Origin of the sequence: Phytoactinopolyspora halotolerans, assembly GCF_010550675.1 — a bacterium.
In the GTDB taxonomy this organism is placed as follows: domain Bacteria; phylum Actinomycetota; class Actinomycetes; order Jiangellales; family Jiangellaceae; genus Phytoactinopolyspora; species Phytoactinopolyspora halotolerans.
Genome location: NZ_JAAGOA010000009.1, coordinates 175,014 through 196,210 on the forward strand (window position 1 = coordinate 175,014; position 21,197 = coordinate 196,210).

Here is a 21,197-nt window from a genome sequence, read left to right on the forward strand (position 1 = left end):
CACGCCTTGGAGGCCGCGACGCTCCCTCCCCACCTCTCGGATCGCCGTGATCTGAAGGCTCCGCACACGTACGACAACCCACGCTCCGTGAGGGCATAGACATGACTACCGTCAACACCGCCGACGCCAAACAGCGACGGCGACCGCGCCGGGCGGCCATCGGCACCGGCGAGCGCAGCCCGGTGTACTGGCTGTATCTGATACCGGGCGGGGTGCTGTTCACCGCCGTCATCGTCGTTCCGTTCCTGATGAACATCGGGCTGAGCTTCGCGCGCTGGCCCGGCGTCGGCGACATCAGCTGGATCGGCTTCGACAACTACACCCGGTTGTTCGCCGATGACACGTTCTGGACGTCGTTCAAGAACTCGGTGGCGATGATCGTCGCGATGGTCATCGTGCCGACCGCCATCGGCCTGGTGCTGGCGTCGGTGCTGTTCGACATCATCGGCAAGCGGTTCGGCGCCAAGACCGCCAGCACGCTGCGGGCCATGTACTACCTGCCGCAGATCCTGCCCGTGGCGGTCGCCGGCATCGTCTGGGGCTGGATCCTGCGGCCGCAGAACGGCGCGTTGAACACCCTGCTGGAGGCGGTCGGCCTGGATGGGCTGACGCAGAACTGGCTGGGCGACCCGGACAGCGCGCTGCCCAGCGTCATGGCCATCCTCGTCTGGGTCCAGATCGGTTACCCGGTCGTCATCTTCATGGCCGCCCTGCAGCGAGTCGACCCGGAGCTCTACGAGGCAGCCGAGCTGGACGGCGCCGGATGGTGGCGACGGTTCCGTGCCATCACCATCCCGCAGATCCGGCCGGAGATGTTCGTGGTGGCGCTGACCGCCACGATCGCCTCGATGAAGGTGTTCGGCCCGATCTACGTGCTCACCGGTGGCGGCCCCGGGGACACCACCAACGTGCCGTCGTACTTCGCATACCAGCACTTCTTCGAGCGGGCCAACGTCGGCTACGGCGCCGCGATCGCGACCATTCTGACCCTCATCATCATCGCGCTGAGCATCGTGTTCATCCGATTCCAGGCGCGCAGCGAGCGGAAGGAGCGCGGCCGATGACCCCCACGCAAGCCGCTCCGCCCACCCACATCGAGCCGCGGCCGGAGACCACACGGAACCGGCGGGACCGGCACCACCGCGGTGCGGCCCGGTGGATCGTGCTCGGGTTGCTCGTCGCCGGCGCGGTGGCGATGCTGTTCCCGTTCGCCGTCATCGTGCTCAACGCGTTCAAGACGCCGGCGGACTACTCCAACTCCGGGCCGCTCGCACTGCCCAGCGAGTTCTACATCGACGGCATGATCGACTTCTGGAACCGGGTCAACTTCGGCCAGAAGCTCTGGAACTCGATCATGATCGCCGGGTCGGTGGCGATCCTCGCCGTCGTCGTCTCCCTGTTCAACGCCTACGCGCTGGGCATCGGGCGGGTGAAGGGCCGGCTGAGCATCATCGTGCTCTTCCTGATCGCCAACATGTTGCCGCACGAGGCACTCGTCTACCCGCTGTACTACATGGCCAACCAGGTCGGCCTCTACAACACCCAGCTGGCCGTGATCATCATCTTCACGGTGATCCAGAGTGCCTTCGGTACCTACCTGCTCGCGTCGGTGTTCGGCACGTTCCCGAAGGAGATCCTGGAGGCGTCCGCGCTCGACGGCGCGTCGAGATGGCAGATCCTGTGGCGAGTCGTCTTCCCGATGAGCCGCCCGACCCTGTCCGTGCTGGTGGTCTTCTTCTTCATCTGGACCTGGAACGAGTTCTTCATCCCGCTGGTCTTCCTCATCTCGAACGACAAGCAGACCATCCCAGTAGCGCTCGGCGTGCTCGAGGGTGACCGGCTGATGGATGCCACGACGACGAGCGCGGCCGCGCTGCTGGGCATCGTTCCGGCGATCCTCTTCTTCCTGTTCTTCCAGCGGACGCTCGCGCGAGGGATCTCGGCCGGGGCCGTGAAATGACCTCCGGCGCCGCCCGCACGGCCGGCCGCCGTACGCCCTCCCCGCCATGACCTCCCGCTTCCGTACAGGCCGAGCGGGCTGAGCGCTGACATCTGCACGAGATCGAAAGGACGAACGTCTTGAAGTTCACCGATGGCTACTGGGAGCACCGCCCAGGAGTCCAGGCGCTGTATCCGGCCGAGGCGTACGACGTCGAACCCGGCGACCGTACCCTCACCGTCTACGCGCCCACGCGGCACATCACCCGTCGCGGAGACACGCTGAACCGGCCCATGGCGACGGTTCGGTTCCACTCCCCCATGGCCGGCGTGATCGGGGTCCGGATCACCCACCACGCGGGCGGCGTGGACCGGCCGCCGCACTTCGAGCTGCCGGGCGCCGCCGCGAGCCCCGACGTCGCCGTCCGCGCCGGCGACGACGTCGCCGAGCTGACCAGCGGCGGCCTGACCGCGCGCGTGCATCGGGGTGATTCCTGGCGGGTGGATTTCGTCGAGAACACGGCCGGTGGTGAACGCGTCCTCACGTCGTCGGGCGGCAAGGGCATGGGGTTCATGACGATGCCGGACGGCACCCACCACGTCGTCGAGAAACTCGATCTGAACCCGGGTGACGCGGTATACGGCCTCGGTGAGCGGTTCGGGCCACTGGTGAAGAACGGCCAGGTGGTGGATATCTGGAACAACGACGGCGGTACCGCCACCGAGCAGGCGTACAAGAACGTGCCGTTCTACCTGACCAACGCCGGCTACGGGGTCTTCGTCAACCACCCCGGGCACGTCTCGTTCGAGGTGGCGTCCGAGATCGTCGCCCGGGCGCAGTTCAGCGTCGTTGATCAGGAGCTCGAGTACTTCATCGTCCACGGGCCGACGCCGAAGGAGATCCTGCGCCGCTACACCGAGCTGACCGGCCGTCCGGCCCGGGTGCCGGCCTGGTCCTACGGGCTGTGGCTGTCGACGTCGTTCACCACCGACTACGACGAGGCGACCGTCACGTCGTTCGTCGAGGGTATGGCCGAGCGCGACATCCCGCTGAGCGTCTTCCACTTCGACTGCTTCTGGATGCGCGAGTTCAACTGGTGCGACTTCGAGTGGGATCCGCGCACGTTCCCGGATCCGCCCGGCATGCTGAAGCGGCTCAAGGAGCGGGGGCTGAGGATCTGCGTGTGGATCAACCCGTACATCGCGCAGCGCTCGCCGCTGTTCGCCGAAGGCAAGGCGAAGGGCTACCTGGTGCGCCGCCCGGATGGCTCGGTCTGGCAGTGGGACATGTGGCAGGCCGGGATGGCGCTCGTGGACTTCACCAACCCCGAGGCGCGGGAGTGGTACCGCTCGCACCTGCGGCGGTTGATGGAGATGGGCGTCGACTCGTTCAAGACCGACTTCGGCGAGCGAGTGCCGACCGACGTGGTGTGGGACGACGGCTCCGATCCGGAGCGGATGCACAACTACTACACCCAGCTGTACAACCAGACCGTCTTCGACCTGCTGCGTGAGTACGAGGGCGAGGGCGGCGCCGTGGTGTTCGCCCGGTCCGCGACGGCCGGTGGCCAGCGGTTCCCGGTGCACTGGGGCGGTGACTGCGACTCGACGTTCGCCTCGATGGCGGAGAGCCTGCGCGGCGGCCTGTCGCTGTCGATGTCCGGGTTCGGGTACTGGAGCCACGACATCGGCGGGTTCGAGAACACGCCCGATGCGGCGGTGTTCAAGCGCTGGACCGCCTTCGGGCTGCTCTCGTCGCACAGCCGGTTGCACGGCTCAAGCTCGTACCGCGTGCCGTGGGCATTCGACGACGAGGCCGTCGACGTGCTGCGGTTGTTCACCAAGCTGAAGATGCGGCTGATGCCGTACCTGTCGGCGGTGTCGCGGGAGGCGTACGAGGACGGGATTCCCGTGATGCGGCCACTGGCGCTGGAGTTCCCGGCCGACCGGGCCACCACTCATCTGGAGCTGCAGTACATGCTGGGCGACCGGCTGCTCGTGGCGCCGGTGATGTCCGCGTCGGGTGAGGTCTCCTACTACGTGCCGGAGGGGACGTGGACCTCGCTGCTGGACGGTTCGACCGTCACGGGGCCGCGCTGGGTGAGTGAGACACATGGGTTCGAGTCCGTGCCGCTGCTGGTACGGCCGGACACGGTGCTGCCGGTGGGCGCGGCTGACGACCGGCCCGACTACGACTACGCGGACGGGCTCACGCTGCAGCTGTACCAGCTCGCTGACGGGCACGAGTCCGAACTGGTGATCCCGGATGCCGAGGGCGAGGGTCGCACCACGTTCGCCATCTCCCGCGCCGGGGCGACCGTCACCGTCCGCGCCGAGTTCACCGACCGCAGCCCGGCCGCGTGGCGGGCCGCCGTCGCCGGCACCGGCATCGTCGCGGAGGCGGACCCCGGCAGCACCGAGCTCACCCTAGAGGTGTGAACCCTCAAGGTCTGAACCCTCGCCCATGGCACGCTGGAAGCACGCTATTGCGCCCGGTTCGCGTTCTTTGTGGGAGCGCCCAGCGTGCCATGGGCGATCGGTGCCATCATGGCGGCTCCGGGTGAAAAACATCGGAAGGTTGTGCATGCTCTGGCGGATAAAACTCTCCGACGCTAACAGGCACAACTCTCCGACGTTCGATCAGTCGAGTCGCCAGCCCGCCTCCGGCGTGGTGTCGTCGGTGCGGACGACGGCATAACCGCCGGGGGCGACGGTGAGACCGCCTGTCGTCGTGGTCGAGGTGACCAGGTCCTCCCCCGGGCCGGTCACCTCGACCGGCGTGTCACCGTGGTTCAGCACAAAGACGTAATCGGCGTTGGCACCGCGGCGCACCACCACCTCGACATCGGCCGGCGGGCGCACGCCAAGCGGCCGCTGCACGCCGGCGTCGTCGCACAGCCGCTCCAGGACGCCCCGTACCGATGCGGGATCCGGCACAGTGGAAAGGTAGTACGCGGTGCCCGATCCATACCGGTGGCGCGTGGTGGCCGGCGAGCCACGGAGCGGGCCACCGGCGTAGCTGCTGGTGACCTCGGCACCGTCCAGGCTCAGGTACTCCGACCACAACTCGCCGGTGGTGCCGTCCGAGAGTGGCACGGTCTCATCCGGGCCGAGCGGGTGGAACTCCTCGGACCGCACACCCAGCAGCGAGCGGATCCGGCCGGGGTAGCCGCCGGCCACCACATGCATGTTCTCGTCCGCGACGCCGGTGAACGGCCAGACGCAGACTCGGCCACCCGCGTCGACGTAGCGCTCCAGCGTCGCCACCGCGGCGTCGTCCATCGGGAACATACTGGGCACCAGGACCAGCTTGTACGTGTCCAACGCACCGTCGGGCGCCACGAAATCGGCCGGGATGCGCGCGTGCCACAGCGCCCGGTGCGTGCCGCGGACCAGGGAGGCGTAATCCATCCGGTCGTTCGGCAGGTGCTTCGTCTCCAGCGCCCACCATCCCTCGGCATGCCACATGACGGCGACGTCGGCCGCCACGACCGGCCCGTCGTCGGGCGGTGCCGCCACTTCGGCGATGTCACGCAGGATCCGCCCCAGCTCGACGAAGCCACGGTACGTCCGTGAATCCTCACCCGCGTGCGGGACCATCCCGCCGTGCCACACCTCGGAGCCCGCGGCCGGTGCCCGCCACTGGAAGAACAGCGCTCCCTGCGAACCTCGCGCGATGTATGACAGCGAGTTGCGGATCACCCGGTTGATGTCCTTGTGCGGGCGGCGCTGCGGCATCGTCATGTTGATGGTGCTCTGTTCCATCAACAGCCACGGCTCGCCGTGCGACCAGGAGCGCACCAGGTCCCCGGCGTACGCCGCGTGCGTCTCACCGTCCGGGCCTTCGCTGTCCAGGTAGTGGTCCACGGACAGCACGTCCAGCGCGTCCGACCAGCTCCACTGCTCGATGTGGTTCCAGGTCGGCAGCATGAAGTTGGTGGTGACCGGCGCCGCGGACCCGGCCGCGCGGATGATGTCCCGCTGCTCGCACATGGCCGCGAGCATCTCGTCGGACATGAACCGCCTGAAGTCCACCACCTGCGTCGGATTGTGCAGGTACTGCGTCGCCCGGGGCGGCAGGATGTCCTCCCACGAGCGGTAATGCTGGCTCCAGAAGGACGTGTACCAGGCCCGGTTGAGCTCCTCCAGCGACGCGTAGCGGTCGCGCAGCCACCGGCGGAACGCGGCCGCCGTGTGCTCGCCCCAGTCGTACGTGCCGTACTCGTTGTGCAGATGCCAGGCGAGCAGGCCTGGATGGCTGCCGTATCGGTCGACCAGCTGCTGCACGATCCGCCGGCACGCCTCCCGGTACGCCGGGGCGGTCACCGCGTAGGTGTCCCGGCTGCCGTGCGTCAGCCTGGTCCCGTCCGGGCCGACCGGCAGCGCGTCCGGATGCGCACGGGAGAACCACGGCGGCGGTGACGCGGTCGGCGTGGCCAGCACGATGCCGATGCCGCCGTCGTGCAGCATCGACACCACCCGGTCCAACCACCCGAAGTCGTACACACCCTCCTCCGGTTCGAGCCGTGCCCAGGAGAAGACGCCGACCGTCGCCGCATTCACCCCGGCCCGGCGCATCAGCTCGACGTCCTGCGCCCACACCTCCTCCGGCCACTGCTCCGGGTTGTAGTCACCGCCGTAGAGCAGCCGGTGGTGGCTGAAGGTCCGAGCGGCATTCGGCACGACGTCACTCCTGTCTGTGGCGTGTCCCCACGATCGTCAACCGTTGGCCGCTCAATCACGCGGGCGACGGTTGACGATAGGGGAAAGGATGGGTGGGGCGGGGGGTCAGCGGCCCTCGGCGTCGAGCCAGTAGCTGCGATCGGGCTTCAGTTCCTCGAGCTCGGCGAAGAGTTCGTCCGGAATCTCCTGCGCCGCCAGCTCCAGCGTCCGACGCAGCTGTTCCGGGCGGGAGGCGCCGACGATGGTCGCATGGATGCGCGGATCTCGCATGCTCAGCTGAAGCGCGGCGGCCGACAGATCGACGCCGCGGCTCGCGCACGCCTCGTCCATCGCCTGCACCGCCTGCACCAGAGGTTCCGGCGCCGCCCGGTAGGCATACGTGAACTCGTGCGTCTCGCGGACGGATCGGGCCAGCATGCCTCCCCCGAAGGGCGCGGCATTGAACACGCCGAGGCCGAGCTCGTGGCACATCTCGAGCAGACTCTCCGCGCTGCGGTCCAGGAGCGTGAACCGGTTGTGCGTCACGACGTAGTCGAAATGCCCGGTTTCGACGAACCGCTCCAACAGGTCGACCGGCCCGCCGGCCACGCCCAGTGAGCCTGCCACACCCTCGTCGCGCAACGCCAGCAGCACCTCCAGCGGTCCACCGGGCTCGGTCGCCTGTTCGAAGGTGATGCGCTCCGGGTCATGCAGGCTCAACAGCGGCAGGTGTTCCAGCCCGAGCCGCTCCAGCGACTCCCGCGCCGAAGCGCGTACTCGCGCGCCGGAGAAGTCGGCGTTGCCGGGACGCGGGTCGACCTTTGTCGCGACCAGTGGCCGGTCGCTGCCCTCGTGCCGCCGCAAGGCCGCTCCCACCCGCAGCTCGCTGCGGCCGTCGGCGCCGTATCCGTTGCTGGTGTCGATGGTGAGGCCGATCCGGAACGCCTCGTCGAGCGTGGCGGCCGCGTCCTCGTCGGTGACCGACCCGTGGCCCAGCTTGGACGTTCCCAGGCACAGCCGGGTCACCTCCACCCCGGTGCGGCCTAGTACGGTGCGTGCGGTCGGTTCGGGTGTCGTCGTCATCCCTTGAGTCCTCCACTGATCAGGTCCATCCGCCAGAATCGTTGTAAGAACAGGATCAGGGCCACCAGCGGAATGATCGACAGCAACGCGCCGACGATGGCCAGCGAGTACAGCGCGGGTTGCCCGGAGCCGTTGGCCAGCAGCGTGTAGAGCCCGACCGTCAGCGGGTATTTACGCTGGTCGGACAGCATGATGAAGGGCAGCAGGAAGTTGTTCCAGATGCCGACGAACTGCAGCATGAAGACCGTCACCATACCGGGGACCATCATCGGCAACGCCACCGATCGGAAGATCCGCCACTCGCTCGCTCCGTCGATCCGGGCCGCCTCCAGTGTCTCGCTCGGTACCGCCCCCGCTGCATATACCCGAGACAGGTAGATGCCGAACGGGGAGATGATCGACGGCAACAGCACCGACCAGTAGGTCCCGGCCAGTCCCAGCTCCGACATGAGCAGGTATTGCGGGATCGCCAGGGTGATGCCGGGCAGCAGCACCCCGCCGAGAATCGCGTAGAAGATCAGGCTCCGGCCGGGGAAGGTGAACTTGGCCAGCCCGTATCCGCACGCGGTCGACACCAGCATCGACAGGAACGCCCCGAGTCCGGCGAAGATCAGGCTGTTGTACGCCCACATCAGGAACTGGCCGTCGCCGTAGGCGAACAGTTCGCGCAGATTGTCCAGCAGCCCGCTGCCGGGCGCGAAGGTGAACGTGGAGAACAGCTCGGAACGCGACTTGGAGGCCGCGGCCAGCACCCACGCCACCGGCAGCAGGCAGTAGACGGCGCCGATGAGCAACACGATCGTCGGCAGCAGCTTGCCGGACGCGCCGACGGCCCGGGAGTCTCCGGCGCGGCCGGCGCGTGACACGGCAGGTCGGGTCAGGGTCGCCATCATCACTCTCCGAACGCGCGTTTCTGGGTGAACCGCAACAGGACGATCGAGACGAGCAGCGTGCCGACGGCGAGCACCACCGACGCCGCCGCGGCCAGCGACAGGTCGTCGCGGAGGAAGGCATCCCGGTAGATCGCCATCAACGGGACCCAGGTATGCGTGATCTCGCTGGTCATCGGGCGCAGTGTGGTGGGCTCGCCGTATAGCTGCAGCGTTCCGATCAACGCGAACAGACCCGTCAGCACCAGCGCCGGCACCACCAGCGGAACCTTGATCCGCAGCGCGATCTGCAGCTCGTTCGCCCCGTCGATCCGCGCCGACTCGTACAGCTCCTTCGGGATGCTGCGCAGCGAGGTGTAGATGATGATCATGTTGAACCCGACACCGCTCCAGATCGCGATGTTCGCCACCGAGACGAACAACGTCGATCCGTTCAGGAACGGGATCACGCCGAAGCCCAACGCCTCGGATACATCGCTGATCGGGCTGGTCGCCGGCAGGTAGAGGAACCCCCACAGCAGGGTCGCGATGACACCGGGCACGGCGTACGGGATGAAGATCGCCGTCCGGGAGAACCGCGCCAGTCGAGCCACCCCGGAGTCGAGCAGCAACGCGAAGGTCAGCGCCAGGCCGAGCGTGATCGGCACCGCGATCAGGCCGTACACCGCCAGCCGGAGGAAGCCGGCGAGAAAATCACCGTCGGTCAGCGCCTTCGCGTAGTTGTCGAACCCGACGAACACCTCCTCCCGCCGTCCGAGCGCGGCTCCGCCCGCCACGCGCAGACCGCGGAAGCTCAGGTATATCGCGTAGACGATCGGGATCAGCAGGAACGCGACGTACAGCAGAACCCCGGGTGTGACGAACGCGTACGGTGCGATCCGGCGCTGCCGGCGGGGCTTGGTCACTCGTCGCGGGACGCCGGTCTGCACCGATGGCGCCGCGTCGGTCGTGGTGGGATCCATCCGAGCGGCCTCCGCGTCACTCGTTGCTCAGCGAGAAGCCCGTCTCGCGCATGTCGTCCACGACCACCTGCTGCGTCTCGGCTAGGGCGTCGACCAGCGGCGTGCCATCGGTGACCGCGCTGTTGAACGCGTCCTGGAACGCGCTGTCGGCGACGTTCACGTTCGGCCCCCAGCTGATCTCATCGACCGTGCTGGATGCGATCTCGGCCGCGATCTCCCAGTACTCGTCCTGGCCCTGCATCAATTCCGGCGGATCGCTCTGCAGGGTGGCCTCCTGACCCAGCAGCGACGCCGGATACTGACCGGTCTCGATCTGGACCTCGGCGCCTTCCTGGCTGGAGTTGATCCAGGCGGCGAACTCGGCGGCCTGCTCGGGGTATTCCGCCGACGTGGTGACCACGACGGCCGAACCGCCCTGGAAGGCCACGTTGGGATTGCCGTCCTCCCACTGTGGGAGCGGCGCGAGCCGCCAGTCCCCCGCCTGATCCGGGGCGACGCCATGGATGACGCCGGGTGCCCAGAGCGCCGCCGGCCAGGCCAGGACGTTGCCGTCGTTGAGCTCGGCGTTCCACTCCGGCGTCAGGATCGGGCCGGTATCGACCAGGTCCTCGTCCGCCAGGTTCTGCCAGTACTCGGCGACCTCCCGCGAGGTCGCGTCGTCGATGTTGACCGTCCACGTCTCGCCGTCGACCTCCCACCACACCGAGCCGGCCTGCCGGGCGAGGCCGGCGAACCAGCCGAACTGGTCCGGCGCGAACGTCGAGATGTAGGCGTCCGGATCGGCGGCGCGCACGTCGGCGGCCGCCTGGGCGTACTCCTCCCACGTCGTCGGGAGGTCGACGCCGAGCTCGTCGAAGCGCGCCGCGTTGTAGATCAGCGCCATCGGACCTACGTCCTGCGGAACGCCGTACACCTGATCGTTGAAGGTCACCTGGCTCCACACGCCCTCGTTGAACGAGTCGGAGAGATCACCCACATGGTCGGTGATGTCCATGGCCACGTCGGCGACGATCATCGCCGGCAGCGACTGGTACTCGACCAGTGCGACGTCCGGAGCCTCATCGGCGCGGCTCGACGTGACCAGCTTCGCCGAGGAGTCCGACGGTCCGCCCGCGTCGGTACGCCGGACCTGCACGTCCGGGTGTGCGGAGTTCCAGGCCTCGACCAGTCCGTCCTGCGAGGTGCCCCACGCCCAATAGTCCAGCGTGATCGGACCGTCCGGTTGAGCGGCCTCGTCCGAGTCGTCCTCGGACGCGCACGCCACCATGGTCGCCGCCAGCGCGGCGAGTCCGACTACGGTCGTGATCCTCGTACGCATGTCACATCTCCTTCGACGCGGGTCCAACGGACCGGCTAGCGGACAGCCGGCACACGATGTAAAGCGCTTCTACTATCAATTCAGCACATAAGAGCACTTGATCGAACGTCGTGTCAATGACACAGGTAACGGCCTTAACCATCGGAGGCATGTGGCGTCGGTAGGCGTTGAAGCGCTTTTTACGTACACTGTGGTTCACACAGCGAACCGCCGGCCGGGGTGGGAGATCAGCTCAGATGGCAACGATGCAGGACGTCGCGCGACGGGCGAACGTCTCGTTGAGCACGGTGTCGAACGCGCTCAACAACACCCGTCCGGTGGCGGCCGCCACCCGTGCTCGCATCGAACGAGCCATCGACGAGCTCGGATACCGCCGCAACGTGCTGGCCCGCGGGCTGGCCAGCCGAAACTCACGCATCGTCGCGCTGCTCTTCCCGGCCATGGAGAACCGCCTGGCCGGTACCGCGCTGACCTTCGTCACCAGCGCGGCCGACGAGGCCCGCGCGCACGGTTACCACCTCGTGCTGTGGCCGCTCGCCGACGACGCGGACGCGATCCAGGAGCTCGTCGACCAAGGGCTGGTGGAGGGCGTCGTCGTGATGGAGGTCGGCCTCCGCGACCCCCGGGTCGACGTCCTGGCCGGTTCCGGGCTGCCGTTCACGATGATCGGCCGTACCGAGCATCCCGGCGAGCTCGACTATGCCGACATCGACTTCGACGCGACGCTCGACACCGCCGTCGGGCATCTGCGCTCGCTCGGCCACAGCAGGATCGCCCTGATCAATGGCCCCGAATCGAGCGTGGAGCTGGCCTACGGCCCGGTGGTCCGGATCGAGCAGGCGTACCGGCGAGCGATGAGCGACCACCGCCTGGACGGTGTCGTCGTCCATTCCGAGCGGACGGTGCCGGCCGGCCGGATCGCCGCGGGCCAGGTGGTTGTCGCCGCGCCGGACACGACGGCGATCATCGTCAACAACGAACACGCCGCCGCCGGCGTGGTCACCGGACTCACCGACGCGGGCCGCTCTGTGCCAGCCGACGTCTCTGTCATCTCATTGCTGTCCTCGCCGGAGATGGCCGCGATGTGCAGCCCGCGGCTGACGACGCTGGACTCCCCCGGCGACGCGCTCGGGCGGGCCGGTGTGCGGGCGCTGGTCGCCAGAATCGAGAAGAAGGCGCCGACGTCACAGGTTCTGCTGCCCTGCACGCTCCATGCCGGCGATTCCGTCGCGCTCGCCCGCGGCGCCGGCGTGACCGACGGCGATACGGCCCGGTAACGACCATGGACGTCGGCGTTTTGGGAGGGCTCCCACAGCTGTGGCACGCTAATATCCGTCTGACGCCGACACCGTCGTCGACTCGAGCGGCGAGCATCACCCCGACCACCCCTTGACGCATGTGAGGAGCACATGAACACGACCGCGAACAATGGCCGGGAGTTCCCCGAGGGCTTCACCTGGGGGTCGGCGACGGCGTCCTACCAGATCGAAGGTGCGGCCACCGAGGGCGGCCGCGGCCCGTCGATCTGGGACACCTTCTCGCACACGCCGGGCAAGACCCTGAATGGAGACACCGGCGACGTCGCCTGCGACCACTACCACCGGTGGGAGGAGGATCTGGGGCACATCGCCGACCTCGGCCTGGACGCGTACCGCTTCTCCATCGCATGGCCGCGCGTCCAGCCCGGCGGCCGCGGTCCGCTCAACCCGGAAGGCGTGGCCTTCTACTCCCGGCTCGTCGACGGGTTGCTGGAGCGCGGGGTCAAACCGGTCGCGACCCTGTACCACTGGGATCTCCCGCAGGAACTCGAGGACGCGGGCGGCTGGCCCGTCCGTGACACCGCCTACCGATTCGCCGAGTACGCCGAGTTGATGGCCCGGGAGCTGGGTGACCGGGTGGACGTGTGGACCACCTTGAACGAACCCTGGTGCTCGGCGTATCTCGGCTATGCGTCCGGGGTGCACGCGCCGGGACGCACCGAGCCCGCCGCCGCGCTCGCCGCCGTGCACCACCTCAACCTGGCGCACGGGCTCGGCGGCCGTGCCATCCGCTCGGTGCTTCCAGACGCCAAGGTCTCGGTCACGCTCAACTTCCACGTCGCGCGTCCGGTGGACCCTGCCAGCCAGGCGGATCAGGACGCCGTGCGACGGGTCGACGCGCTGGCCAACCGCGCGTTCCTGGGTCCGCTGCTGGAGGGCGCCTACCCGGAGGACCTGCTGAGGGACACGGCGTCGGTGACGGACTGGTCGTTCGTGCAGGACGGCGACGCCGCGTTGATCCGGATCCCGCTGGACGTGCTGGGAGTGAACTACTACTCGACCGCGCTGGTGCGCACGTGGGACGGCACCGGCGACCGCAGCTCCGCCGACGGGCACGGTGACGCCGCCGGCTCGCCGTGGGTCGGCGCCGACGACGTCGAGTTCGTCCGTCCCCCTGGGCCGTACACCGCGATGGGCTGGAACATCGACCCGTCCGGAATGACCGAGACGCTGCTCCGCCTGCACCGCGATTACCCGGACGTGCCGTTGATGGTGACCGAGAACGGCGCCGCGTTCGAGGACACCGTGGCCGAGGACGGCGCCATCCACGATGACCGGCGGATCGCCTACCTGCATGACCACATCGACGCGGTCGGCCAGGCGATCGATGCCGGCGCGGATGTGCGCGGCTACTTCGCCTGGTCGCTGATGGACAACTTCGAGTGGTCCTACGGTTACGACCGTCGTTTCGGCATCATCCGGGTCGACTACAAGACCGGCGAACGCACCTGGAAGGACTCGGCGCACTGGTACCGGGATCTGGTCTCCGGCAACCGGCTGCCCGAAACCGGTACGGGTACCGGCACCTGATCCAGCAGCGGCACCTGATCCACCAGCGGCACCCGGAACCGGGGCGTCGATCCCGGGCACGGCGGCGTCACGGCAACATCACGACGGCATTACAGTAGTCCCGATGCCGTGGAACAACCTCACTCTCACCAACGTGCGCGCGTCCGAGTTCCGGGTGCCGCTCGCCCGGCGCTCGGAATCACGACCGGACGCGCGCAACGTCCTGATCACCATCGACGCAGCGGGTCGCCGGCACGCGGCCCGTGGGTGGGGTGAGGGGCTCCCGCGTGGCCGCGCCGTCACCGGGGACACGTCATCCGGCTCCTGGCGGTTCCTGGAGGCCGCGCTCGAGCGGATCGAGGGTCGCACCCTTCGCCGCCGCCCCGCAGCCGCGCGCGCCGACATCGAGGTGCTGATGACCGAGCTCCGGGAGCTCGCCGTCGAGACCGCTCGGACGCGATCGACACGGGCGCGATCGAGTCGTACCGGGGACGACGCGGGGCCGATCCCCTACCGCGGCATGCTGGCCGGCCTGGAGTGGGCACTGGTGGACACCGCCGCCCGAGCCGCGGACGTCACCGTCGCCGAGCTGCTCGGTGGCTCTCGCGCGCCGGTGCGCACCTGCGCCATCGTCGACGTGCGCGGAACGCGTGCCGGCGTCCGGCGCCGTCTCGCCCGGGCCGCGGGCACGGCCGCGATCAAGCTGGTCGGTGCCACCGGTGATGACGCGGTGCTGGAGGCGGCCCTTCGCGCGGCCGATGCCACGGGCGCGGGCACGCCGCTGTGGCTGGAACCGGCAACGCGGGGCGCCCGAGCGGATCAGGTGGACACGGTCAAGCTGGCACGCGCCCTGGCCGATCGGATCGCGGCCGGCGAGCTGCCGCGCGGCCTCATCCTCCAGTTGCCGGCCGGCGCGGATGCCCTGGACGAGTTCCTGGCCGCCCAAGCCGCCGTCGGCGCCGCGGACGCCGACGGCGCCGGCCTGCAGCTCGTGGCAGACGTGGCGTCAGCGGCCGACGCCACCGCCGCGGCGGAGCACGGCCTCAGGGCGGTGCACCTCGATCCGCAACGCCTCGGCGGCCCGTCCGCGGTGCTGACGCTCGTTCGTGACCTGAGTCTCCGGCCCGCGCTCTCCGTCGACGCACAGGCGTCCGACGTCAGCGCCCGCGCGCTCATCGAACTGGCCGCCGCGCTCCCGCACGTCACGTACTGCGCCATCCCGGTCACACCGGCGTCGGCCGGGAAGGCGACCCGGGTCGGCCTGAACCCGCCGCTGACGGTGGATGCGGACGGCACGGCCACGCCGGGATCAGGACCCGGACTGGGCGGCATCCCCGTGCTGACGCCGGCGGTCTCCTACCTGACCCGGCACGCGGACGGCCCGAACACACCCGCGCGTACGGTGACGTACGAAGGTCTGCCGGCCAACTCGTACGACGTCACGCCGCTGCTGCCGTTCGCCACCGCCGACGGGGAGATCAAGTTCCCCAGTCCGCTGATCGAGCGCGCGGCGCTCTGCCGCGGACTGAACACCGTCCGGCTCTCCCGCCGGACTCTGCTCGTCGACCATCCCGAGCTGGGCTCGCCGTTGTGTTTCACGCCGAGCAAGTCGGCCTGGACCGGGACGCCGGCGCACCGGCTCAGCGTCGATAAGGAGCTGACCCGGGCCATGTTGACCGACGCCGGGGTGCCGGTGCCGCAGGGGCGCGCGTTCGGTCCCGAGCAGATCGAGGAGGCGGTCGCCTACGCCTCCTCGCTGGGCACCCCTGCGGTGGTGAAGCCGCGCAACGGCATCCACGGCACCGGCGTCTCCACCGATCTCCGGACCGAGGAGGAAGTCCGCGCCGCCATCGCCAGCCTGGATGCCACGTCGTTCGGCGGCCGGCCTTTCATCGTCGAGACCTACATACCCGGTGACGACTATCGGCTGCTCGTGGTCGGCGACCGGGTGGTCTCGGTGGTGCTGAAGAAGCCGGCGTCGGTGCTCGGGGATGGTTCGGCCACCGTGACGGAGCTGGTCCTGGAGAAGAACCGCCGGCGGTTGGAGAATCCGCATACCCGCAGCTGTCTGCTCGCCTTCGACGACAATGCCAGGTACTGGCTCGGCCGGCAGGGACTCACCCCCGACAGCGTGCCCGCCGACGGTCAACTGGTCCGGCTGGGAAGTGCAGGGAACATCGCCGCCGGCGGTGACAGCATCGAGGTACTGGATGACACCCATCCCAGCCTGCTCGATCTCGCGGTGCGGGCGGTACAGGCCATCCCCGGGCTGGATCACGCCGGGATCGACCTCATGGGCGACCACCGACTGGGCGTGGATGCTCATCCGGCGGCCATCATCGAGGTCAACGGCAATCCGGCGACCAGCTTCAACCACTTCCCGCTGGCCGGGACACCTCGCGACGTCTCCAGCGATCTCGTCCTCCGCAGCTGCGACCTGGCGGGATTCGACCCGGGTCCGGTGCGGGATCGGCTGACCGTGCGGATCACCGTGGAGGGCCGCGTGCAAAGCGTCGGCTACCGGCAGTGGTTCGCCAGCCAGGCGCAGACCCGCAAGGTGACCGGATGGGTCCGGAACCGGCCGGAAGGCGGCGTCGAGGCGGTGGTCCGGGGCCCCGCGGACGACGTGTGGGTGCTCGCCTCGTGCGCGGTCATCGGGCCACGGAAGGCGAATGTCACCAGCGTCAACACGGTGCACGTCGCCGAACCGGACGGTGAGGTGCACGCGGGAGAGTTTCAGATCCGCGAATGAACGACCATTCCAGCCCCAGCGAACCACGGATGAGCCGTATGTCTTCCACCATTGCCGGCCTCGGGCAGTTCCTCGCCGACCGTGTGCCGCGTGCCGCCGGTCTCTCCTCAGCCGTGTTCGAGCACGCCGCACACCAACGCGGCCTGCCCACCCGACGGCTCGACCGCAACCTGCTCGTCGTCGAGCTGCCCAGCGGGCACACGATTCCGTTCCATGGCCTGAACGGACCGGACACGAGTGAGACCGGCCGGTTGATGCGCAGCTGCCCGGACGCGCTACGCGGACTGCTCCACACCCGTGGCGTGCCCGTTGCCGCGCACGCCACATTCGCCCCGACCCAGCGGAATCAGGCGGAACGCTACGCGGAGCGGATCGGCGCGCCGGTCACTGTGTCGCCGGCGCGCATGGCTCCCGGGCGCGGGCGTACGTCCGGCGTCCAGGGTGATCCCGCGTTCCGGGCCGCGTGGCGCAACGCCGTCGACGCCTACCGGCGCAGCGCCGGCGGGGCTGTCCTGGTCGAGGAACACGTGCCCGGCACCCGTCTGCACCTGTTCGTCGTCGACGAGCGGGTGGTCGCCGGCACGCGCATCGGCGACGGCGGCGACATCGGCACGGCGCTCCTCGCCCGCGACCATCCGATCCGCGCCGTTGGTACGGACCTCGTCGATATCACTGATCGGCTCGATCCGGGGCTGGGTCGCCTCGCGGTCCGGGCCGTGGCGGCTCTTCCCGGCCTCGCCTACGCCGGCGTGGACGTGCTGGTGTCGGATGCCGCCTCCGGCGACGAGCCCGGCGACCAGCCCCGCCCCGAACCCGGCGCACGCGGCGATGGTCTCGTCATTCACGTCGATTGTTCCCCCGAACCGGTCGCGCTCTTCCCCACGCACGGCGCGGCGCACGACATCGCCGATGCCGTCATCGAGCACTATGTGCGAGCGCCGCGCTGGGCGAAAGCTCGCGCGATATCGCACCGGTCGCGGCAGCCAGATGGCCGCCAGATCGATGGCGCCGCGCTGGAACCACTGCTCCGGCACCGTTTGTGAGCGTATCGTTATCACAATGCGCAGCACGGCCACGACGATCGATCGCGCCTACGCCCTGGAATTCCGGGTGCCTTCGTCACATGCACCACGGACACGCCGACCTTACGCACATAACACGGTATTTCACCTCGAGTCGGGCGACGAACCGCCCATCACGGGTGCGGGCGAGGCGGCCCCATATCGGCCCGTCTTCTCGCACCACTCGTCGGCACAGCCGGCCGCGTTCGTCGACGTCGCCGTCGAGCACCTCAACGGCGCGCGCATCCGGCGACGACCCAGGCAGGCCATCGCTGATATCCGCACCATCACGCACCAGCTTGCGGCTCTCGCTGATGAGGCGAGTGACCCGGCTGAATCGGCGCCGCCGGCCGGTGTGCTGGCGGGTGTCGAGGCGGCGCTGCTCGACCTCGCTGCCCGGGCGGCGAAGACCACCACGGCCTCGCTGCTGGGCGGTCGCCGGCAGCCGGTCTCCACGTATCGCATGGTCGACGCCGAGCGGCTCATCCAGGCGCCGGAGTCGACGCGAGCAATTCGTGAGCGAGGCCCTGGGGTAAAAGTCACCGGCGTCGCCGACCGGGAGACAGCACTGACCGTGACCTCGGAACTGGCCGAAGTCACGCGCACCGGGTCGACCGTCTGGTTGGAGCTGACCGCCGTTCTGCAGCCGGCGGAGATCGAGAAACTGGCGGAAGAACTCGCGCACCAGGTCAACGCGGGGGAACTCGGGCCTCAGCTGGTGGTCGAGCTGCCGGCCGGCACCGAGGACACCGACATCGTCGACGTGCAGTCTCAGCTGGACGTGCTCGCGCCGGGCCCGGGCGGCCACGCCGGCGTCCTGGTGATGCCGCAGGCAGGCTCGATACCTCAACTGCACGATCTCGCCGCCCGCGGCGCGCGGGCGGTATGCGTGGATCCGTTCCGCCTCGGCGGCATGCTGACCGTGTGCTCGCACCTTGGTCGCCTTCCCGGTAACCCGCGCAGGCGCCGCATGGGCCTGTCGGTTCCACCGGAGGTGTCGGCCATCGGTGTCCGTGCCGCCGCCGAGCTCGCCGCCGCACTCCCCCGGCTCGACTATTTCTGTGTGCCGACGGCCGACGCCGAACGCGCCCAGATCCAGCCGGCGGAGACCGACGACGAGAACGGACGGCTCGCCGCGCCCGCCGGGCACGGCATCGGCGCCGCTCCGGATTATGCCCGGGTGGTGCGGCACCTCACGCGGCAGGTCGACGCCTCTCCGGCGACGACCACACGCCCCACGTATGAGGGCATGCCGCTGAACAGCTTCGACAACGATGCCCTCGCACCGTTCTTCTCCGCCCGCGGCAAGCTCAACTCCGCCAGCGTTCTGCTCGAACGCGCCGCCCTCACCCGCGGCTTGAACACCACCCGCACGTCGCGCGCGTTCTTCTTCGCCGAGCACGACGACCTCGACCGGCCGCTGTTCTTCACCCCGAACAACACCTCGTGGTCCACCCTGCCGCCGCACCGGTTGACCGCGGACAAGGAGCTGACCCGCCGTATCTTGCTCGACCACGGCGTGCCCGCTCCCCGGGGCGCGGCCTTCGATCCCGGGCAGGTCGACGAGGCCGTCGCCTTCGCCGCCTCGCTCGATGCCGCCGTCGTCGTCAAACCCAAGAAGGCCAGTCACGGCGACGGAGTGTCGACCGATCTGCGATCCGCGCACCAGATCCGCCGTGCCATCGAATCCCTGGACGCGGCCGGATTCGGTGATCGCCAGTTCCTGGTCGAAGAACACGTTCCGGGCAACGACTACCGCTTCCTGGTGGTCGGCGACCGGGTCGTCTCGGTGGTGCTGAAGCGGCCGGCGGCCGTGGTCGGTGACGGGAGATCGACCATCACCGAACTGGTGCTGCAGAAGAACCGCTGGCGGCTGGAGAACCCGCACGCTCGAGGGTGCCTGCTGGAGTTCGGCCCGGACGCCATGGCGTGGCTGTCCCGCCAGGACCTGACGCCGCAGAGCGTGCTGGAAGCCGGCCGCACCGTTCGCGTCGGGAGCGCCGGCAACATCGCGACCGGCGGCGAGAGCATCGAGGTGCTCGACGAGACCCACCCGAGCCTGCTGGATCTCGCGGTTCGCAGCGTGCGGACGTTCCCTGGGCTCGATCACGCCGGCATCGACATGATGGGCGACCACCGGTTGGGCCCCGACCGACACGTGGCCGCGATCCTGGAGATCAACTCGATGCCGGCGACGAGCTTGAACCACTTCCCCATGTTCGGTACGCCGCGCGATGTCTCCAGCGACATCGTGCTGCGCAGCTGCGCGCTCGAGGGCTTCCATCCCCCTGCCACGAGTGATCGTCTCTCGGTACGCATGCTGATCGAGGGCCGTGTACGCGGCGTCGGCTATCGGCAGTGGTTCGCCGAGCTCGCCGCCGCCCGCGGCGTCGCCGGATCGATCCGCAATCTGTCCACCGGCCCGGTCGAGGCATACGTGTCCGGAAAGTCACTCGACGTGTGGGTCGTCGTCTCGGGCGCCTTCCTCGGCCCGCGCAACGCGATGGTCCACCGGATCTCGACCACGCACGTCGACGAGGTCCATACCACCGGTCGATTCGAGGTACACCGATGAGCGCGCCGTCGATCGAACAGTTCGTGCACGACAACGTCCCGGGCCGGTGTTCGCTGGCGTCCGCGCTCATCGAGCATGCCCTGATCAACCGCGGGTACGAGGTGCAGCGGTACAACCAGAACGTGGTGACGGTGCCTCACCCGTCAGGGTTGATCGCGTTCGACCACCTCAACGGTCCCGACTCCAGCGTGGTGGCGCGCTCGGTTCGCGCGCTCCGGGACGTGCAGCAGCTCGTCCTCGCCCGCGCCGGCGTGCCGGTACCTGCGTGGGCCACGTTCTCCGCCGGGCAAACAGAGCAGGCCGCCCATTTCGCCGCCACGGAGCTCGGCTGGCCCGTCGCCGTCCGGCCGGCCCGCCTCGCGCCGCCGAAAGGCGCGAGCGATCGGGTCAGCACGGACGAGGAGTTCGACGCCGCCTGGCGACGAGCCATGGCCGCCTACGACGGCCGCACCCGGCGACGCGTCGTCATCGTCGAGGAAGCCGCCCTCGGAGCCCGGGTCCACGTCTTCGTGGTCCGCTCTTCAGTCGTCGCCGCCACTCAGGTCGTGCCCGCGCACGTCGTCGGTGACGGCCAGGCCAGCGTCGCGGAGCTCATCGACCGCAGAAACGTCCAGCGGGCCCGGAACCCGTTCCTGCGGCGGCATCCGGTACCACGACGTCTTCGCCGGCTGGACGCGCTCCAGGCGGCGGGGCGTGCGCTGACCGACGTCCCCGCGGCCGGCGAACGGGTCGAACTCGGCACCAGTCCCACCGTGGTCTCCGGCGGCGACCTGGTGGATGTCACCGAGCAGCTGCCGCCGCACCAGCGCGAACTCGCCGTCCGCGCGGTGTCGGTGCTGCCCGGGCTGGAGTATGCGGCCGTGGACATCGTGGACGCGGGCGCCGACCGCTGCGTGGTGACTCGAGTGGACGGCTTCCCCCAACCATGGGCGCACTTTCCGTCCGTCGGTGCGCCGCGCGATGTGGCCGGAGCGATCGTCGAACATTACCTGGGCGCGCCGCGCTGGATCGCCACCAGGCAGACGGCCACAACGCCCCCCGCCGACGGCTCGCTACGCGTCGAACCCTTGCTGTTGTCGTCCGCGCCCGGATAGATCACCGAATGCAGTAGGCGGATCGCCGCCCCGC

General features: G+C 69.2%; 14 protein-coding genes. 9 read left to right on the forward strand and 5 right to left on the reverse strand.

Annotated features, from left to right (window positions below; translation table 11 throughout):
• Positions 1-101 precede the first annotated feature (101 nt).
• The 3 genes from G1H10_RS14710 (at position 102) to yicI (ending at position 4,377) form a co-directional block, all read left to right on the forward strand.
• Positions 102-1,064 carry a carbohydrate ABC transporter permease gene (locus G1H10_RS14710; RefSeq protein ID WP_163738979.1) on the forward strand — a complete coding sequence of 321 codons (963 nt, stop codon included), beginning with the start codon at positions 102-104 and terminating at the stop codon, positions 1,062-1,064.
• Positions 1,061-1,960: a carbohydrate ABC transporter permease gene (locus tag G1H10_RS14715; protein ID WP_163738982.1), complete on the forward strand. Its 900-nt coding sequence runs from the start codon at positions 1,061-1,063 to the stop codon at positions 1,958-1,960. The genes G1H10_RS14710 and G1H10_RS14715 overlap by 4 nt, the downstream gene beginning before the upstream one ends.
• A gap of 119 nt (positions 1,961-2,079) precedes the next feature.
• Complete coding sequence (yicI, locus tag G1H10_RS14720; RefSeq protein WP_163738985.1) at positions 2,080-4,377, forward strand: alpha-xylosidase; 2,298 nt, start codon at positions 2,080-2,082, stop codon at positions 4,375-4,377.
• Between the two features lie 201 nt (positions 4,378-4,578).
• On the opposite strand, the gene G1H10_RS14725 is transcribed toward yicI, so the two are convergent.
• The 5 genes from G1H10_RS14725 to G1H10_RS14745 form a co-directional block, all read right to left on the reverse strand.
• A complete protein-coding gene (locus G1H10_RS14725) occupies positions 4,579-6,621 on the reverse strand; it encodes a beta-galactosidase (protein ID WP_216853275.1) in 2,043 nt (680 codons plus the stop codon).
• 105 nt (positions 6,622-6,726) lie between these two features.
• Entirely contained in the window at positions 6,727-7,683 is a 957-nt protein-coding gene (locus G1H10_RS14730) for an aldo/keto reductase (RefSeq protein ID WP_163738988.1), read from the reverse strand.
• Positions 7,680-8,573, reverse strand: coding sequence for a carbohydrate ABC transporter permease (locus G1H10_RS14735; RefSeq protein WP_163738991.1), 894 nt, complete (start codon positions 8,571-8,573; stop codon positions 7,680-7,682). Before G1H10_RS14735 ends, G1H10_RS14730 begins: the two co-directional genes overlap by 4 nt.
• 2 nt (positions 8,574-8,575) lie before the next feature.
• Positions 8,576-9,535, reverse strand: a complete 960-nt coding sequence (locus G1H10_RS14740) for a carbohydrate ABC transporter permease (protein WP_163738995.1) — start codon at positions 9,533-9,535, stop codon at positions 8,576-8,578.
• 16 nt (positions 9,536-9,551) lie between these two features.
• Positions 9,552-10,853 (reverse strand): ABC transporter substrate-binding protein, encoded by a 1,302-nt coding sequence (locus G1H10_RS14745; RefSeq protein ID WP_216853276.1) that lies wholly within the window; start codon positions 10,851-10,853, stop codon positions 9,552-9,554.
• Positions 10,854-11,089: 236 nt separating this feature from the next.
• Here G1H10_RS14745 and G1H10_RS14750 point away from each other — a divergent pair, with 236 nt between their 5' ends.
• The 6 genes from G1H10_RS14750 to G1H10_RS14775 all read left to right on the forward strand — a co-directional run bounded on the left by G1H10_RS14750 (position 11,090) and on the right by G1H10_RS14775 (position 21,163).
• Positions 11,090-12,130, forward strand: coding sequence for a LacI family DNA-binding transcriptional regulator (locus G1H10_RS14750; protein ID WP_163738997.1), 1,041 nt, complete (start codon positions 11,090-11,092; stop codon positions 12,128-12,130).
• Between the two features lie 132 nt (positions 12,131-12,262).
• Positions 12,263-13,702 (forward strand): GH1 family beta-glucosidase, encoded by a 1,440-nt coding sequence (locus G1H10_RS14755; protein WP_163739001.1) that lies wholly within the window; start codon positions 12,263-12,265, stop codon positions 13,700-13,702.
• Between the two features lie 103 nt (positions 13,703-13,805).
• Positions 13,806-16,433, forward strand: a complete 2,628-nt coding sequence (locus tag G1H10_RS14760) for an acylphosphatase (RefSeq protein WP_163739003.1) — start codon at positions 13,806-13,808, stop codon at positions 16,431-16,433.
• A 38-nt stretch (positions 16,434-16,471) separates the two neighbouring features.
• Positions 16,472-17,476 carry a hypothetical protein gene (locus G1H10_RS14765; RefSeq protein WP_163739005.1) on the forward strand — a complete coding sequence of 335 codons (1,005 nt, stop codon included), beginning with the start codon at positions 16,472-16,474 and terminating at the stop codon, positions 17,474-17,476.
• A gap of 16 nt (positions 17,477-17,492) precedes the next feature.
• Positions 17,493-20,069, forward strand: coding sequence for an acylphosphatase (locus G1H10_RS14770; RefSeq protein WP_163739008.1), 2,577 nt, complete (start codon positions 17,493-17,495; stop codon positions 20,067-20,069).
• Positions 20,066-21,163: a hypothetical protein gene (locus G1H10_RS14775; protein ID WP_163739011.1), complete on the forward strand. Its 1,098-nt coding sequence runs from the start codon at positions 20,066-20,068 to the stop codon at positions 21,161-21,163. Before G1H10_RS14770 ends, G1H10_RS14775 begins: the two co-directional genes overlap by 4 nt.
• The last annotated feature ends 34 nt before the right edge of the window (positions 21,164-21,197 follow it).

What these genes read in the sequence shown, in the direction of transcription:
- G1H10_RS14710 (WP_163738979.1), top strand. Translation starts at nt 102, where the DNA reads ATGACTACCGTCAACACCGCCGACGCCAAACAGCGACGGCGACCGCGC.
- G1H10_RS14715 (WP_163738982.1), top strand. Translation starts at nt 1,061, where the DNA reads ATGACCCCCACGCAAGCCGCTCCGCCCACCCACATCGAGCCGCGGCCG.
- G1H10_RS14730 (WP_163738988.1), bottom strand. Translation starts at nt 7,683, where the DNA reads ATGACGACGACACCCGAACCGACCGCACGCACCGTACTAGGCCGCACC.
- G1H10_RS14735 (WP_163738991.1), bottom strand. Translation starts at nt 8,573, where the DNA reads ATGGCGACCCTGACCCGACCTGCCGTGTCACGCGCCGGCCGCGCCGGA.
- G1H10_RS14740 (WP_163738995.1), bottom strand. Translation starts at nt 9,535, where the DNA reads ATGGATCCCACCACGACCGACGCGGCGCCATCGGTGCAGACCGGCGTC.
- G1H10_RS14745 (WP_216853276.1), bottom strand. Translation starts at nt 10,853, where the DNA reads ATGCGTACGAGGATCACGACCGTAGTCGGACTCGCCGCGCTGGCGGCG.
- G1H10_RS14750 (WP_163738997.1), top strand. Translation starts at nt 11,090, where the DNA reads ATGGCAACGATGCAGGACGTCGCGCGACGGGCGAACGTCTCGTTGAGC.
- G1H10_RS14755 (WP_163739001.1), top strand. Translation starts at nt 12,263, where the DNA reads ATGAACACGACCGCGAACAATGGCCGGGAGTTCCCCGAGGGCTTCACC.
- G1H10_RS14760 (WP_163739003.1), top strand. Translation starts at nt 13,806, where the DNA reads ATGCCGTGGAACAACCTCACTCTCACCAACGTGCGCGCGTCCGAGTTC.
- G1H10_RS14765 (WP_163739005.1), top strand. Translation starts at nt 16,472, where the DNA reads ATGTCTTCCACCATTGCCGGCCTCGGGCAGTTCCTCGCCGACCGTGTG.
- G1H10_RS14770 (WP_163739008.1), top strand. Translation starts at nt 17,493, where the DNA reads ATGCGCAGCACGGCCACGACGATCGATCGCGCCTACGCCCTGGAATTC.
- G1H10_RS14775 (WP_163739011.1), top strand. Translation starts at nt 20,066, where the DNA reads ATGAGCGCGCCGTCGATCGAACAGTTCGTGCACGACAACGTCCCGGGC.